Below are 16,463 nucleotides of genomic sequence, written 5' to 3'. Positions count from 1 at the left end.
GACGGAAATGGACCGGAGCCGAGCCACATGGCCTATGAGACGATCATCGTCGAAGTCGAAGACCACGTCTGTACGATCAAGCTGAACCGCCCCGATGCGCTGAACGCCCTGAATTCCCATCTTCTGGGTGAATTGGGTGAGGCGCTGACCGAGGCGGACAAGAACGACAAGGTGCGCTGCATCATCGTGACGGGCTCACAAAAGGCCTTTGCGGCCGGGGCAGACATCAAGGAGATGTCCGAAAAGAGCTACGTCGACATGTTCCTGTCCGACTATTTCGGGCGCGAGAGCGAGACGGTTGCCCGGACCCGCAAGCCGGTCATCGCCGCCGTGGCGGGATATGCCCTCGGCGGTGGTTGCGAGCTGGCCATGATGTGCGATTTCATCATCGCGGGCGACAACGCCAAGTTCGGCCAGCCTGAAATCAACCTGGGCGTCATTCCGGGCATCGGCGGAACGCAGCGGCTGACCCGTTTCGTGGGCAAGTCCAAGGCCATGGAAATGAACCTGACGGGACGTTTCATGGACGCCGAAGAGGCGGAACGCTCGGGTCTCGTGAGCCGCGTCGTGCCTGCCAAGCAATTGATGGAAGAGGCCCGCGCCGCGGCGGACAAGATCGCTGAAAAGTCGATGCTGACCACCATCGCGGTCAAGGAAGCGGTCAATCGCGCCTACGAGACCACGCTGTCCGAGGGGCTGCTGTTCGAGCGGCGGCTGTTCCACTCGCTGTTTTCGACAGAAGATCAGAAAGAGGGCATGGCAGCCTTCACGGAAAAACGCGCATCGCAATTCCGGGACCGCTGAGGCGGTCGTGGATTGCCAAGGCTGCGCGTTTCGGCGCGACTCTCTTCAGTGCCCCGACATCTTGGCGATGACCGATTGGATCATGCGCCAACTCTCGGCCTCTGCGGTTTCTCCGGCTTTCTCCAGCGCTTCGATGCGTCGCTGTACGTCATCCTCTGCCCGGGCGCCCCGTACGCGGTAGAGGGATCGGGCCATCTCCGAAGCTTGCGTTGCGTCAAGCATCGTCTTCCTCCCAAGTTCAGTCGCCCGCCCTTGCCCGGGCGGTTCCGACGCGATCGAGGGTAACATGGCGCAGTTGCGCTGACCAGTGAGTCGCGAGGCGGCCTTTATGCTTTGCATCCGCCGCAAGATCGTCTATAGGCAGCCGTCATACATGCGCGTGATGCCCGCCTGGCAAGAATCGGTCCGACAAAGTGGTTCGGGTCAGGATGGTATTGCGTTTGCATTTCCAGTTACCAAGACCCGAAGAACACAGGACAATTCATCATGGCAAACACGCCCCAGTCTAAGAAGCGCGCCCGTCAGAGTGACAAGCGTTTCGCCGTCAACAAAGCCCGCCGCTCGCGCATCCGCACTTACCTGCGCAAGGTCGAAGAAGCCATCGCGTCCGGCGACAAGGATGCCGCCGCAGCTGCCCTGCAGGCCGCTCAGCCGGAGCTGATGCGCGGTGTGACGAAGGGGGTTTTCCACAAGAATACCGCGTCGCGCAAGATGTCGCGCCTGGCGTCCCGCGTGAAAGCACTCGGCTAATTAGACCCCTAAATATTGTGGTTTTAATAGGCGGCGTCACGATATGTGGCGCCGTTTGTTGATTCAGCAACATATTTGCCCAGCGAGAGATTCTTTTCCCCCAAAATCCGAGTCAAGATACGAAGATCAGTTGCCGGGATGTAGCCGGAGTTGGTAGTTTCCTCAGGCGAGTCACATCGCGGGGGGGACAGGTCGCCAGATTCGGGCCAGCGATATTAACGGCCAAGGATCTGACTGCTTCACGCCGCTGTCAAAGCGGTATCAGTATCGGGGGAATCCCCGGCCGTGTCCAATGATAAAACACGGGTCGATTTGACCATATGCTCCTGCTGCCGCCGGAGAGGTCTGATTGCACGTCTGGCTTCATGCCAAACTCATGCGCTGCTCGCATGGGGCGTGTGTGTTTTGTCCAAAGTGGTGTGACCGTCGTCGAAAACAGGGACTTCGGCGCGGGCAACGGCAGTACAGAGACACGGAACGGGGACAAATGACTGATGAACAGTGGGGCGTTTTGCAGGGAAACATCTGCAGGACTATCGGCGACAACAATTACAAGACGTGGATTGAACCACTCGAATACTGCGGATTGAACGATGGCGTCGCGCGTTTCAATGCGCCGACCAATTTCATCGGAAATTACGTGGATCAGAATTTCGGCGATCTGATTATTTCTCAAATCTCGTCCGTGAATCCGACAATTCGGCGACTTGCTTTTTCTGTGGCCGATGCCGCCAATTCCGTGGAATCCCCGAAGCGCGAAAGAGTTGAAAAGCCTGACCCCGTCTTGCAGCCCTCAAGGGACGATCTGCCCGGTGCGCCGCTCGATGCGCGCTTCACGTTCGACAGTTTCGTCGTCGGCAAGCCCAACGAGCTGGCCCATGCTGCCGCCAAGCGCGTGGCCGAAGGCGGGCCGGTGACGTTCAACCCGTTGTTCCTTTACGGGGGAGTCGGTCTCGGCAAGACCCACCTGATGCATGCGATTGCCCATGAGTTGCGCGCCCGCAATCCGCAACTCGTGGTGCTGTATCTCTCCGCCGAGCAGTTCATGTACCGTTTCGTGCAGGCCCTGCGCGAACGCCGCATGATGGACTTCAAGGAGATGTTCCGCAGTGTCGATATCCTGATGGTCGATGACGTCCAGTTCATCGCCGGCAAGGATTCCACGCAGGAAGAGTTCTTTCACACGTTCAATGCGCTTGTGGACCAGAACAAGCAGATCATCATTTCGGCGGACCGCGCTCCGGACGAGATCAAGGACCTGGAAAACCGCATTCGCTCGCGCTTGCAGTCCGGCCTTGTCGTGGACCTGCATCCAACGGATTACGAGCTGCGCCTCGGCATCCTGCAGACCAAGGTGGAAATGTATCGGCAGCATTATCCGGGTCTGCAAATCGACTCCGGCGTCCTTGAGTTCCTCGCCCAGCGGATCAGCACCAACGTGCGCGTGCTCGAAGGCGCGTTGACCCGTCTGTTCGCGTTTGCCTCGCTGGTGGGCAAGCCGATCAACATGGACCTGGTGCACGACAGCCTTGCGGACGTGCTGCGCGCGTCGGAGCGCAAGATTTCCATAGACGAAATCCAGCGCAAGGTGGCAGATCACTATAACATCCGCCTGTCGGATATCGTCGGGCCGAAACGGGTGCGCACGTTTGCGCGGCCGCGTCAGGTGGCGATGTACCTTTGCAAGCAGTTGACGAGCCGGTCCCTGCCGGAGATTGGCCGCCGGTTTGGCGGGCGGGATCACACGACGGTCATGCACGGGGTGCGCCGCATCGAAGAACTGCGCCAACAGGACGGGCAGATCGACGAGGATATCGAGATGCTGCGCCGCGCACTTGAGGCGTAAACCCGGATTTTGAGTCCGCGGAACAACAGCAAAGCCCGGGGCGGTCGCCAGATCGCCCCTTTGTCTTGACGGGCTTTGACAAGCGCTAGACAAAACGTGAAAACGGGCTTGGAGACTGCGTATCCACAGGCTAGGGTACGCCTCCGGCTGCACGAGAGGGTAGGGCAATGAAGATCAGCATCGAACGCGCGACTCTGCTGCGCGCCGTGGCGCAGGCGCAATCGGTCGTGGAGCGTCGGAACACCATTCCGATCCTCGCCAACGTGTTGATCGAAGCCGAAGGCAACACGGTGACCTTCCGGGCCACGGACCTCGATATCGAAGTGCTGGACAAGGCCCCGGCCATGGTCGAACGCCCCGGCGGCACGACAGTGTCGGCGGTGACGTTGCACGAGATCGTGCGCAAGCTGCCGGACGGGGCGCTGGTCTCGCTGACAGAGGAGTCCGGCACCGGGCGTCTGACGGTGGCGGCGGGGCGGTCGAACTTCTCTCTCGCGACCCTGCCCAAGGACGACTTCCCGGTCATGGCTTCGTCGGAATATCAATCGAACTTCAGCGCCAAGGCGGCCGCGTTGCGCCGCCTGTTCGACAAGTCGAAATTCGCGATTTCCACGGAAGAGACGCGGTACTACCTGAACGGTGTCTACATGCATGTTGCGGACGGCGAGGATGGACGCGTACTGCGCTGCGTGGCGACAGACGGGCACCGGCTGGCGCGGATCGACGCGCCGCTCCCGGAGGGTGCTGCCGACCTGCCGGGCGTGATCGTGCCGCGCAAGACCGTGGGCGAGTTGCGCAAGTTGCTGGACGAGGATGACATGGACATCGCTGTGTCTGTCTCCGAGACCAAGGTCCGCTTTGCCACGCCGGATATCACCCTGACGTCGAAGGTGATCGACGGGACCTTCCCGGATTACACCCGCGTCATTCCGCAGGGAAACACCCGCAAACTGGAGGTGGACGCCTCCGAGTTCGCCAAGGCGGTGGACCGCGTGGCAACGGTGTCGTCCGAGCGGTCGCGAGCGGTAAAGCTGCAGCTGGACGAGGATCGGCTGATCCTCTCGGTGAATGCGCCGGACAGCGGCGCCGCCGAAGAAGAGCTGGCCGTGGCCTATGGCGACGAGCACCTCGAAATTGGCTTCAATGCGAAGTACCTGCTGGAGATTGCCAGCCAGGTTGACCGGGAAAACGCAGTGTTCCTGTTCAACTCTTCCGGCGATCCGACCCTAATGCGCGAAGGCAACGACACAAGCGCCGTCTATGTCGTCATGCCGATGCGGGTCTGAGGTGAGAAGATTTTTAGGCTAAAAATCTTCTCTGCCTCCGGCGGAGTTATTTTTGCAAAGACGAAACGGGAGGCGGGCCGATGCATCTGACGTCGCTCGTCTTGTCGCATTTCCGATCCCACAAGCACGTGCGTCTGGACGTCGATGCGAAGCCCGTCGTGGTGTTTGGTCCCAACGGTGCGGGCAAGACCAACCTGATCGAGGCAGTATCCCTGTTCTCCCCCGGGCGCGGGCTCAGGCGGGCGTCGGCGGCGGAGATGGCGCGGCGTCCGGAGGCGCTGGGGTGGAAGATTTCCGGAACCGTCGAAAGCGCGGAGGCCCGGCACGAGATCGCGTTCACGTCCGAGGGCGGCGCGGCGCGGCAGGTCACTATCGACGACAAGAGCGCATCGCAGGTGGCGCTGGGACGACTTTGCCGGGTCGTCTGGCTCATTCCAGCCATGGACAGGCTCTGGATTGAGGGGGCCGAAGGGCGCCGCAGGTTCCTGGACCGCGCGGTGCTGTCCTTCTTTCCAGATCATGCGCAGGCCGTTCTCGACTACGAGAAGGCCATGCGCGAGCGAAACCGGCTGCTCAAGGAGCAAATCCGGGACCCGCATTGGTACGGCGCTCTGGAGGCGCAGATGGCGCGTGCAGGGGCCGAAGTGCACGCCAAGCGCCAGGCGACGGTCATGCGTCTGGCGCGGGCTCAGGAACAGGCAGAGACGCAGTTCCCCGTGGCAGCGCTGGAGCTCACCCAATCCGAGGGTGCCATGCCCGAAACCGAAGCCGATCTGCGCGAGGCCTTGGCCGAGAGCCGCTTTCGCGATCTCGCAGCCGGGCGAACCCTGATCGGCCCGCATCGGGCGGACCTCTACGGAGTCTTCGCCGCGAAAGGCGTTCCCGCGTCCGATTGCTCGACGGGCGAGCAGAAGGCTTTGCTGATTTCACTCATCCTCGCCAATGCCCGCGCGTTGGCTCAGGACATCGGTGCGCCGCCCATCGTGCTTCTGGACGAGGTCGCGGCGCATCTCGACGCGGGCCGGCGGGCGACACTCTATGACGAGATCTGCGCCCTCGGGGCACAGGCCTGGATGACCGGCACCGAGCCGGAATTCTTTGCGGAATTGGGGCCGCGCGCCCAGCGTCTGCAGGTGGGCGCGGAGGGGGCGGAGTCGCTTGTCGTGACTGCGGCGAATCCCCACTAAATATTGTGTCCATTGCGTGACAACCCCCCGGTTTCAGGCTATAAAACGGCACGAAATGACGAAGGAAGACGGCATGTCTGACGCTGCTGGCGCACCCGAAGAATACGGCGCCAATTCCATCAAGGTTCTCAAGGGTTTGGAGGCGGTTCGCAAGCGCCCGGGCATGTACATCGGCGACACCGATGACGGCTCCGGCCTGCATCACATGGTCTACGAAGTCGTCGACAACGGTATCGACGAGGCGCTGGCCAAGTACGCGGACTACGTGCACGTGAAAATCCATGCGGATTCCTCGGTGTCCGTGCGGGATAACGGCCGAGGGATTCCGGTCGACCTGCACCCGGAAGAAGGCGTTTCGGCCGCCGAAGTCATCATGACCCAGCTGCACGCCGGCGGGAAGTTCGACCAGAATTCCTACAAGGTCTCCGGTGGTCTGCACGGTGTGGGTGTGTCCGTCGTCAACGCGCTGTCCGTCTGGCTGGAACTGCGGATCTGGCGCAACGGCAAGGAGCATTTCGCACGCTTCGAAAATGGCGATACGGTGGAGCATCTGCGGGTCACCGGGGAAGCAGTGGGCGAAACCGGCACGGAGGTTCGGTTCCTTGCCTCGACCAACACGTTCAGCAACCTCGATTACAGTTTCGAGACGCTGGAGAAGCGGCTGCGGGAACTGGCCTTCCTGAATTCCGGGGTGCGCATCATCCTGGAGGACGAGCGCCCGGCTGAGCCCTTGCGGACAGAGCTGTTCTACGAAGGCGGTGTCAAGGAATTCGTCAAATACCTGGATCGTTCGAAGCAGCCGGTGATGCCCGAGCCGGTCTACATGACCGGCGAGCGCGACGATATCGGCGTGGAAATCGCCATGTGGTGGAACGACAGCTACCACGAGAACGTACTCCCGTTCACGAACAACATTCCGCAGCGCGACGGCGGCACGCACCTGGCCGGGTTCCGGGGGGCGCTGACCCGCACCATTCAGAAATACGCGCAGGAGAGCGGCATCGCCAAGAAGGAGAAGGTCAACTTCACCGGCGACGATGCGCGCGAGGGGCTGACGGCTGTGCTTTCCGTCAAGGTGCCGGACCCGAAATTCTCCAGCCAGACCAAGGACAAGCTGGTCTCGTCCGAGGTTCGTCCGGCAGTCGAAAGCCTGATGAACGAAAAGCTGCAGGAATGGTTCGAGGAGCACCCGAACGAGGCGAAGCAGATCGTCGGCAAGATTGTCGAGGCGGCGCTGGCACGGGAGGCCGCGCGGAAGGCGCGGGAATTGACACGGCGCAAGACGGCGATGGATGTGAGCTTCAATGCGGCAAAGCTCAAGGATTGCTCGGAGAAGGATGCGTCCAAGACCGAGCTGTTCCTCGTGGAGGGCGACTCCGCCGGTGGGTCCGCGCAGACCGGTCGGGATCGTCGGACGCAGGCGATCCTGCCGCTGCGGGGCAAGATCCTCAACGTCGAGCGGGCACGGTTCGACCGGATGCTCGGGTCTCAGGAAATCGGCAATCTTGTCATGGCCTTGGGCACCGGGATCGGGCGCGACGAGTTCAACATCGACAAGCTGCGGTACCACAAGATCGTCATCATGACGGACGCCGACGTGGACGGGGCGCACATCCGGACGCTGCTGCTCACGTTCTTCTACCGCCAGATGCCGCAGCTGCTGGAACACGGGCACCTCTATATCGCTCAACCGCCGCTCTACAAGGTCGCGCGGGGCAAATCCGAGGTGTATCTCAAGGACCAGACCGCTTTGGACGATTACCTGATCCAGCAGGGCATAGAAGGGGCGCAGCTGAAACTTGGCACCGGCGAAGTGATCGTCGGTCAGGACCTTGTGCGCGTGGTCGAGGAGGCGCGGCAGCTCAAGCGGATTCTGGACGCGTTCCCAACGCATTATCCGCGCCATATCCTCGAACAGGCGGCCATTGCCGGGGCCTTCGTTCCCGGTGCCGTGGACGCCGATCTGCAGGGTGTCGCGGACACCGTAGCGGCGCGGCTTGACCTTGTGGCATTGGAATATGAACGGGGTTGGCTGGGGCGGATCACGCAGGACAAGGGGATCCGGCTGGCGCGGATTCTGCGCGGCGTCGAAGAAGTGCGCACGCTGGACGGGCCGATGCTGCGTTCGGGTGAGGCCCGCAAGACCGGCAGCTTCACCAAGGCATTGCAGGCGATCTACAACACCCCCGCCACGCTGGAGCGCAAGGAGCGCCGGCAGCTCATCCACGGGCCGTTGGAACTGCTCAAGGCGATCCTGGAAGAGGGCGAAAAAGGCCTTACGCTTCAACGCTATAAAGGTCTCGGTGAGATGAATCCGAGCCAGCTGTGGGAGACCACGCTGGACCCGGATGCGCGGACCTTGCTGCGCGTAACCATCGACGACATGGCCGAGGCGGATGACCTGTTTACCAAGCTCATGGGTGACGTGGTGGAACCGCGCCGGGAGTTCATTCAGGACAATGCGCTGAGCGTCGCCAACCTCGATTTCTGAGCTATTGCAGGAGTGCGCGCAGCGCTGCGTTTTCGCAAAGCGCTGCGCAGTTCGCCCGTAGTTTTTCGCGTTTGGTGATGCTGACAGAAATGGCCTCAGTGTTCAGGCGCATCACTGGCCCTTTGGCAACATGCTCGCGCAAAAGGGGCTGACACGCGCCGATGTCATGGGCATCGTTGCCTATGTGCGTGAACTGCAACGCGCCAACGGGATCAACTGACATGACCGGACTTTCCATCACACGACGGGGCTTTTGCGCGGGGCTGGTGGCGGCTTCCGTGGCACGGCCCGCTTGGGCCAACGCCGACCCGCTGACCGCACAGAAAGCCAGCGTCCAACTGGCGCCCGATGGCTATGGCGCCACGCAGGTCTGGTCTTATGACGGCACGATCCCCGGCCCGGTGCTGCGCTATCGGCAGGGGGACCGCCTGACCCAAAAACTGGTCAATCAGCTCGATGTGCCGACCTCGGTCCACTGGCACGGCATCCGCATCGACAACGCCATGGACGGCGTCGCGGGCCTGACGCAAGAGGCAGTGCCGCCGGGCGGGACATTCGACTATGATTTCGTCCTGCCCGATGCCGGAACCTATTGGTATCATGCCCATACCAACTCAATGGAGCAGGTGGCGCGCGGCCTGTCCGGGGCGTTGATCGTCGAGGAGCCCGCCCCCTTGGACGTAGACCGCGACGAGGTGCTGGTGCTGGACGATTGGCTGCTGGATCCGGAAACCGGCGATTTTGCCGAGCCGTTCGCCCATCCGATGATGATGAGCCACGGGGGCCGAACCGGCAATCTGGTCGGCGTGAACGGACGGTATGACTTCCGCCTGACGGCGCAAAAGGGGGACCGCTTGCGCCTGCGGCTGATCAACGCCGCAAACGCGCGGATATTCTCTCTGCGCCTTCAAGGAATGGATGCGTGGACCGTCGCGCTGGATGGAATGCCGCTGCATGCACCCGAGGCCGTGGATAGTGAGATCACCCTTGCCCCCGCACAGCGCGTCGATCTGATCGTTGACATCACGGCGGATGAAGGTGCCCCCGCGGGGCTGCTGATGTGGATGCAGGATGACAGCTGGCAGGCCTTGGTCGAGGTCGCTGTGTCGGGGCGATCCGCCCGCACAACCCGGCCCGCGCCCGCCGCGCTACCGCCCAATCAGGCGATGGATCTGCCCGACCTGTCGCAGGCCCGCAGCCTCGAGTTGGTGATGGAGGGCGGCGCGATGGCCGGGATGGACAGCGCGACCTATCAGGGGGAACAGCTGGATTTCCGGGCGCTGATCGACCGCGGCCAGTTCTGGGCTCTGTCCGGCCAGGCTGGCCGCTCGGACACGCCCTTTGCCGACCTTTCACGGGGCGACGTGCTGCGCGTCAAGCTGACCAACCGCACAGCCTTTCCGCATGGGATGCACCTGCACGGCATGCATTTCCGTCAGGTCCGCGCCGATGGCACATTCGGCCCGCTGCGCGACACCATCCTCAGCATCCCGAACGAACCGCTCGAGATCGCCTTTACCGCCGACAATCCCGGCAAATGGCTGTTTCACTGCCACATGCTGGCCCATGCCGCCAGCGGCATGACGACCTGGATCAACGTCGCCTGAGAGAGGCTTGCGAACAACGAAGAACGAGGGAGCAAATCTGTGAAGAAAACCACGATTGCGCTGACGCTTATTGCTTTCGGCACCGCTGCGCTGGCCCATGGCGGCGTCGGGAACAAGGACGTGATGGCCCGGATGGAGGTCATGAAGACGATCGGCGACCAGATGAAGCTGATCGGCACGATGGCCAAGGGCGAGGTGCAGTTCGCCCCGGCGGTGGCGCAATCGGCGCTGATCGAGATCGCCGCGCAATCGGCGCAAATTCCGTCGATGTTCGAAACCCGCGCGGACGACCCGAAATCAGAAGCGCTGCCCGCGATCTGGGAGCAGTTCGACACGTTCACCGCCCGCGCCCGCGAAACCGAAGCCACAGCGGAACGTCTGGCCGGCACGGTGATGGCTGAGGCCGATCTTGGCCCCGCGTTGGGGGAACTGGGCGCGACCTGCAAGGCCTGCCATTCCGTCTATCGCAAGTGATCATGGGGTCGCGCTGGCCGCCCCATCAATCATGACGACAGCAGTTTCTTGCGGGCTGCGTAATCCTCGGCGTCGATCTCGCCGCGGGCCAGACGCATGTCCAACTCATCCAGCGCACTGGTGGTCTTGGCCCTGGGCGCGGTGATGTCGCCCCGCCGGACCATCCAGATCACCCCGGCAACGATCAGACCGATCACGATCAGCCACAGCACAGGGCCAAACATCATCCCGATCCCGTAGCCATCCATCATGTAGCCATACCCCTCGGCGCGCTGCGCCAAGGCGGGTTGGGCGAACAATGCGGTCACAAGGGCAAGACGTTTCATGGCGACCTCCGTGGTGCGTTTCCATGACACCAGCCTGTACCGCACCAACCGCGACCGCATTGATCCAAGGCAAGAAATCGGGGGCCGTCTCGTCAAACGGCCCCCATGGCGATCACTCGACCGTGATCTCGGTTACGGTCAGTTTGCCGTTCACCCGGTCGGCGACAAAGGTCACGGCCTGACCTTCGCTGAGGGTTTCCAGCAGGGTCGGGTCGGCCATATCGAACACCATCTTCATCGCGGGCATGTCGAGGTTCACCAGCGGGCCGTGGTCGATGGTGATCTTTTTCCATTTCATGTCGATCTTGGTGATCGTGCCTTGGCTCGCGGGCATGGAGTCTTGGGCGAAAGCCGCACCTGCGGTGAACAGGGCAACGGCGAGAGTCATAAGGGTTTTCATGTCAGGGTCCTTTCAATGGTAAACGCCGCACGGAACGGCAAGGGGATTCAGCCACGCGACAGGTGGCTGCGCGGGGTCAGACGGGTTTCGGGGCTGTCGTTGCGGGCCTCTTCGGGCAGTTCGCCCGTCCATTCCCACGCCTGTGTCCCGGGCGGATTCACGTACCAGCCGGGGTCCGAGTAATCGTCAGGTTCAATGCCCTCGCGCACCTTTACGACGCTGAACATGCCGCCCATTTCCAGCGGGCCGTAAGGCCCCCAGCCGGTCATCATCGGGATGGTGTTGTCTGGCAGCTCCATCGACATCTCGCCCATATCCGCCATGCCGGCGGTGCCCATCGGCATGTAGCCCGGCTGCTGGCGGCGGATCATCTGGGTCAGCCTTCGCTTGTCCGTGCCGATGAAGGTCGGCAGGTCGTGGCCCATCGCGTTCATCGTGTGATGCGACTTGTGGCAATGGATCGCCCAGTCGCCTTCGTGGATGGCGTCGAATTCATAGGCGCGCATGGCGCCGACGGGAATGTCGATGCTCACTTCGGGCCATCGGGCAGATTTCGGCACCCAACCGCCATCGGTGCAGGTGACCTCGAAGTCATAGCCGTGCATGTGGATCGGATGGTTGGTCATCGTCAGGTTGCCGCAACGCACCCGCACCCGGTCGCCCTTGTTCACGACCAGCGGGTCGATGTCCGGGAAGATCCGGCTGTTCCACGTCCACATGTTGAAGTTCGTCATCTCGGCCACCTTCGGGATGTAGGTGCCGGGGTCGATGTCATAGGCGGCCAGCAGAAAGGCAAAGTCGCGATCCACCGGCATAAAGGCCGGGTCGCGCGGATGCACGATGAACAGGCCCATCATGCCCATCGCCATCTGCACCATCTCATCCGCATGCGGGTGGTACATGAAGGTGCCGGACTTGGTCAGGTCGAACTCATACACAAAGGTCTTGCCCGGCGGGACCGCGGGATGGCTGAGGCCGCCGACGCCATCCATGCCCGACGGCAGGATCAGCCCGTGCCAATGCACACTTGTGTGTTCCGGCAGGCGGTTAGTGACATAGATGCGCACGCGCTCGCCCTCGACCGCCTCGATGGTGGGGCCGGTGGACTGGCCGTTATAGCCCCAAAGCCGCGCCACCATGCCATCGGCCATGATCCGTTCGACGGGTTCCGCGACAAGGTGGAATTCCTTGACGGTGCCGTTCATCCGCCACGGCAGGGACCAGCCGTTCAGGGTGACGACCGGGTTGTAATCCGGGCCGCTGCCGGGACGGTCGGGCACCTGCGTGTAGGGGCTGTCAGTGGCGGCGGCCTCGGGCAGGTCGCGGAACCGGGTTTCGGCGGCGGCAGCCGAGGCCAGCACAGCCCCGGCACCACCGGCAAGCAATTGTCTGCGGTTCATTCTGCGTCTCCTTTCGGGGTCCCGCCCCAGATCACGGCGGTCAGGGCGGCCTCGGCCCGCCAGTAGTCGGCCTTGGCCTCTGCGGTGGACAGTTCGGCCTCCAGCCCTTCGCGTGCATCGGCGATCAGGTCAAAGGTTGAGGTCAGCATGCCGTTGTAGCTCTTCAAAGCCTCTTCATCGACGGTGCGGCGCAGCGGCAGCACCGTGTCGCGCCAATGCCGCGCTATGCGGTATTTGCCGGTGACGGCTGCATGGGCAGACCGGGCCTCGGACCTTGCATTGACCGCTTGCTCCGACAGCAGATGGGCGGCGCGCAAATAGGCCAGCTCGCCCTTGCGCACGGTCAGCTTGCCGGTGTCGTAGATCGGGATTTGCAGGCTGGCATCCAGGATCGGCGCGGCCTCTTCATCCCGCTCGGCCTCCACGCCAGCGACAATCTCGGCCTCGCTCGAGGGCAGCGTTTGCCCGGTCAGGCGATAGTCCTGCGCGATGGCCTCCAGCTCCAGCTTGCCGATGGCAAGGTCGGTACGGTGCGTCAGCGCCAACCTTTCGATGTCGCTGCGTCCCGGTTGGTGACGCGGCAGGCCGGGCAGGCGGTCGGGGACGTAATATGCCGTCTCGGCCCCCCAGAGCCCCATCAGCCGGGTCAACTTTTCCTTGGCCAATTGCGCTTCGAGCTTGGCATTGGCGCGTTCGCCCGCCAGTTCCGCCGTAAAGATATGTTCACGCGCCTGATCCGCACGGTTCATCGCCCCGGTCCGGCCCAATTCAGCTGCCAGTTCCGAAGCCGCGTCGGCGGTGCCCTGTGCCCGACCGATCAAGGCGGAGGCTTCAAAGGCCGCAACCGCGTCGATCCATGCCATGCGCGTCTCGGAGGCCAGCGCGACGGTCTGGCCCAAGGCCCTCAGCTGAGCCTGACGAAAGCGCGTTTCGGCCAGCGCAGTGCGCTGTTTCTGCGTCGCCAGTTCAAGGACTGCGGCGGTGATGACCCCCTCGAACGTCCGGGCAAGGCCGCCCTCGCCGATCCCGCTGAGCGACAGTCCAAGATTTGGGTTCGGGCCGATAGCCACCTCCCACAACTCCGTCGCGGAAAGGCCCAGATCGGCATAGGCCGCCTGCAGCCCGCGATTGTTCATCAGCGCGACCTGCACGGCGGTGTCGGGCCCTATCGTCTTGCCATGGACCAGCGCATGAACGCGCGCCTCGGTTGCCGCTATCTCTTTTGCGGATTGCGCCCAGACGGTTTTTGCGCCGGTGGCGCGCCGCGCACCATCCGAGACGAAGGCAAAGCCCGCCTGCCTGTCGGACGCAGTCGCAATCACCGCTTGGTCGGCACAGGCCGCCAACACCATGCCCGAGATCAACAGCAGGGATATGGACCGCACGCTCATAACGACCCTCCTGGCGCCTGCGCGTCATTCAACTGGCGCCAATCACCCGGTTCGGTGATGGGACGCGGCGTGTATGCCACAGTGGGGCCAGTGGGTGCAGGTGGCGCGGAATAAGGGGCCGCGGCCCGGGTCAGAAGCCCGGATTCGGGAAGCGCCGCGGGCTGGGTGCAGCCCGCAAGCAGCAGCGGCAGGACTGCCGCGAAACGAAATGTCATAGAAAGACTCCGGTTTAGATCTTTGGTCCGGGCGCGTTTGCGACGCAGCCCACGAAGCAAAGATCAGACGCGCGGAGGTCGCCTGAGACCCAAGGGATCGGTCAGATCAGAGTAACCGGACGCATCCCAGTTGTTGGGCACCGAGATGACATCAAACGCTGCCCGACGCGCCAAACCCGCCACCGTCACATCAAAAAGACAGCCGTGGTCACAGCATATGAAAAACGGATTTTTTCCGGTGTCGGGCTCAGGTGCCATCGCCTCGTGCCCGACGTGATGGTGGGCGGGGCCTAGGACAACCTGCTCGGCGCAGGCTGCGCGTTCGCTGTCAGCCATACCCGCGACCGGAGAAATCGCAAGCACCAGGCAGGTCAGCGCCGTCACCAAGGCATGTATGAACCGCGTCATCATGTGCTCAGCGTTGAGCCAAGTCGCTTCGCTTGACAAGTCACGTCGCTGTCAATGCGAAACTTTTGTGCGAGATGGGCATGGCGCACGCAGTTCAACCGAGGACGCATCACTGGCTGGGAAGGTCCGCTTTTTCAGACGTGGGAACTCGAACCTCCGGATGCCGCGATCTCACACTTTCCGCCGGCTTCGTTGAACAACACCCGTTCGCCAGCGCAGAAAAACGATCGTTGAAGAGGGTTCGAGTGCTATTCCCACATGGCGTTTCGCGGGTGCTGCGGTGCAGGACGTTTCTTGGCCAGCTTGCGGAGGTTCTGGGCGGTTGGGGAGAGGAGGAATTCTTCGCTTGCGCAGCACGGTCCGCGTAATCGCAGCCGGTTGAGGCCGAGGGTCCGTTTGAGGTGGGCAAAGAGCATTTCGACCTTCTTTCGCAGGTACATTGAAATCACGTACGGGTGTGTCTTGGCGATCTCGCGGGCGACCAGCCAGCCCGGCATTGAAGCGGTGCCATAGGCAGTATCCGCGATCGGGTGCTCTGGGTGCAGGCCGAAGCTGGTCTTCACGCGGTCCGGCATGGTCTTGGTCGAACCGACTTCGGCCTGCGGGATGGATCTGGTGGCTTCGACATCCATAATGAAGCCATGGTCCGTGTCTCGCAGATCGTTGTCGGAATAGCTGAAGACTGCCGGGCCCTTGCGGGCTGCCGTCCACTGACTGGCCGGGTCGGACTGGGACGGGAACCTGGGCTGAATCTCGCTGGCCGTGCCGAACGCCACCTCATCCAGGGTTGCGAGATATTTGCGAACGGCACCGGGCGTGTCGGCGGGATCGATCTGCTCCGCCTCCCACTCTTCCTTCGTCGTCGAGGTATGCTTGTTGCCATCGGGCTCGATGAGGCTTGGATCACCGGCCAGACATCGTCTTCGAAGGGTACATGTCGGCGGCGAAATTGGTCCATTGCACGGCTTCGAGCGCGACGAAAAAATAGCCGCGCATTGCCGAAAACTCTTGGTCTCAAAGCGGCGTTAATGCATTGGGTGCCAATGGAAAATAATATTCGCACACCTGAAGCGTGCCGAAGTCTTCCAAAGACTTCGGATCGGAAATTTTCCGAAATTTCCGGGCGCCTCAGCCGGTGAGGCCCTTGCGAAGCGCGGCGAGGTCGAGGTGCGCGGCGACGAAGACGGCGCCTGCCTCGATGGCCTGCTCCCGCACCTCAGGCGATAGCGTCAGGATGCCCGGCGGCAGTCCGGCGGCGCGGATGCGGCGGATACTGTCCAGAACGGCCTTTGTTACCTCCGGATGGTTCGGCTCGCCGGGATAGCCGAGCGACGCCGCGAGGTCGGCGGGGCCGATGAAGATGCCGTCGACGCCGGGCACGGCGGCGATCTCCTCGATCTGGTCCATGGCGGCGCGGGTCTCGACCTGCAGCAGCAGGCAGATCTCCTCCCGGGCCATTTTGTGATAGCCGGGGATGGTGGCAAAGCGGGTGGCACGGGTGAGACCCGCGACGCCGCGGATGCCTTTGGGCGGGTAGGTGACGGCGGCGACCGCCTGCCGTGCCTCTTCGGCGGACTGGACGTAGGGCACAAGGATGGTCTGTGCGCCGATGTCGAGCAGCTTCTTGATCTCCGCCGCGTCGAGTTGGCTCGGGCGGACGATGGGCGTCACCGGGTATGGCGCGACCGCCTGAAGCAGCGGCAGGAGCGAGACGGCATCCATGGGCGAATGCTCGGTGTCGAACATCATCCAGTCAAAGCCGCAATCGGCCATCATTTCAGCGGCAAGCTGGTCACGCATGGTGCACCAGAGGCCCCGTTGCAGCTCGAACCGCTTGATCGCGGCCTTGAAGGCGTTTTTCGGCAGGTCAGCCATGAG

Annotated in this window: 15 protein-coding genes and 2 pseudogenes; 9 read left to right on the top strand and 8 right to left on the bottom strand. The window is 62.7% G+C overall.

Translation table 11 applies throughout. The annotated features are described in order from the left end of the window. The first annotated feature begins 27 nt into the window (after nt 1–27). Nucleotides 28–804, top strand: coding sequence for an enoyl-CoA hydratase (locus tag ACP159_RS00690; protein ID WP_425097684.1), 777 nt, complete (start codon nt 28–30; stop codon nt 802–804). A gap of 45 nt (nt 805–849) precedes the next feature. On the opposite strand, the gene ACP159_RS00685 is transcribed toward ACP159_RS00690, so the two are convergent. Next, nucleotides 850–1,026 (bottom strand): hypothetical protein, encoded by a 177-nt coding sequence (locus ACP159_RS00685; protein ID WP_425097683.1) that lies wholly within the window; start codon nt 1,024–1,026, stop codon nt 850–852. A 264-nt stretch (nt 1,027–1,290) separates the two neighbouring features. On the opposite strand from ACP159_RS00685, the gene rpsT reads away from it, so the two are divergent. The 8 genes and pseudogenes from rpsT to ACP159_RS00645 all read left to right on the top strand — a co-directional run bounded on the left by rpsT (nt 1,291) and on the right by ACP159_RS00645 (nt 10,445). After that, entirely contained in the window at nt 1,291–1,554 is a 264-nt protein-coding gene (rpsT, locus tag ACP159_RS00680; protein ID WP_425097682.1) for a 30S ribosomal protein S20, read from the top strand. 487 nt (nt 1,555–2,041) lie between these two features. Next, nucleotides 2,042–3,400 (top strand): chromosomal replication initiator protein DnaA, encoded by a 1,359-nt coding sequence (dnaA, locus tag ACP159_RS00675; protein WP_425098184.1) that lies wholly within the window; start codon nt 2,042–2,044, stop codon nt 3,398–3,400. A gap of 167 nt (nt 3,401–3,567) precedes the next feature. Next, nucleotides 3,568–4,686, top strand: a complete 1,119-nt coding sequence (gene dnaN, locus ACP159_RS00670; RefSeq protein WP_425097681.1) for a DNA polymerase III subunit beta — start codon at nt 3,568–3,570, stop codon at nt 4,684–4,686. Nucleotides 4,687–4,766: 80 nt separating this feature from the next. After that, nucleotides 4,767–5,873, top strand: a complete 1,107-nt coding sequence (gene recF, locus ACP159_RS00665; protein WP_425097680.1) for a DNA replication/repair protein RecF — start codon at nt 4,767–4,769, stop codon at nt 5,871–5,873. A gap of 73 nt (nt 5,874–5,946) precedes the next feature. After that, the gene (gene gyrB, locus ACP159_RS00660) at nt 5,947–8,364 is read left to right on the top strand and encodes a DNA topoisomerase (ATP-hydrolyzing) subunit B (RefSeq protein WP_425097679.1); all 2,418 of its coding nucleotides are present in this window, start codon (nt 5,947–5,949) and stop codon (nt 8,362–8,364) included. Between the two features lie 67 nt (nt 8,365–8,431). Beyond that, a pseudogene (locus ACP159_RS00655) lies at nt 8,432–8,584 on the top strand (c-type cytochrome); the annotation flags it as partial. Nucleotide 8,585: 1 nt separating this feature from the next. Next, a complete protein-coding gene (locus ACP159_RS00650) occupies nt 8,586–9,971 on the top strand; it encodes a multicopper oxidase family protein (protein ID WP_425097678.1) in 1,386 nt (461 codons plus the stop codon). 39 nt (nt 9,972–10,010) lie between these two features. After that, nucleotides 10,011–10,445, top strand: a complete 435-nt coding sequence (locus ACP159_RS00645) for a c-type cytochrome (protein WP_425097677.1) — start codon at nt 10,011–10,013, stop codon at nt 10,443–10,445. 29 nt (nt 10,446–10,474) lie between these two features. Here ACP159_RS00645 and ACP159_RS00640 read toward each other — a convergent pair whose 3' ends face one another. The 7 genes and pseudogenes from ACP159_RS00640 to ACP159_RS00610 form a co-directional block, all read right to left on the bottom strand. Beyond that, nucleotides 10,475–10,771, bottom strand: a complete 297-nt coding sequence (locus ACP159_RS00640) for an SHOCT domain-containing protein (RefSeq protein ID WP_425097676.1) — start codon at nt 10,769–10,771, stop codon at nt 10,475–10,477. Between the two features lie 112 nt (nt 10,772–10,883). Beyond that, entirely contained in the window at nt 10,884–11,171 is a 288-nt protein-coding gene (locus ACP159_RS00635; RefSeq protein ID WP_425097675.1) for a copper-binding protein, read from the bottom strand. 47 nt (nt 11,172–11,218) lie between these two features. Beyond that, nucleotides 11,219–12,571, bottom strand: coding sequence for a multicopper oxidase family protein (locus ACP159_RS00630; RefSeq protein ID WP_425097674.1), 1,353 nt, complete (start codon nt 12,569–12,571; stop codon nt 11,219–11,221). Then, entirely contained in the window at nt 12,568–13,962 is a 1,395-nt protein-coding gene (locus tag ACP159_RS00625; RefSeq protein WP_425097673.1) for a TolC family protein, read from the bottom strand. The genes ACP159_RS00630 and ACP159_RS00625 overlap by 4 nt, the downstream gene beginning before the upstream one ends. A 278-nt stretch (nt 13,963–14,240) precedes the next feature. Continuing rightward, nucleotides 14,241–14,588 (bottom strand): hypothetical protein, encoded by a 348-nt coding sequence (locus tag ACP159_RS00620; protein WP_425097672.1) that lies wholly within the window; start codon nt 14,586–14,588, stop codon nt 14,241–14,243. A gap of 245 nt (nt 14,589–14,833) precedes the next feature. Further along, nucleotides 14,834–15,499, bottom strand: a pseudogene (locus tag ACP159_RS00615) (IS5/IS1182 family transposase); the annotation flags it as partial. Between the two features lie 214 nt (nt 15,500–15,713). Further along, nucleotides 15,714–16,460: an HpcH/HpaI aldolase family protein gene (locus ACP159_RS00610; protein ID WP_425097671.1), complete on the bottom strand. Its 747-nt coding sequence runs from the start codon at nt 16,458–16,460 to the stop codon at nt 15,714–15,716. Between the last annotated feature and the right edge of the window lie 3 nt (nt 16,461–16,463).

The sequence above is a fragment of the Tropicibacter sp. S64 genome (assembly GCF_049803835.1).
Lineage (GTDB): Bacteria > Pseudomonadota > Alphaproteobacteria > Rhodobacterales > Rhodobacteraceae > Pacificoceanicola.
Note: the sequence above shows the minus strand (reverse complement) of the source record. Positions and strands in the feature narration are given on the sequence as shown.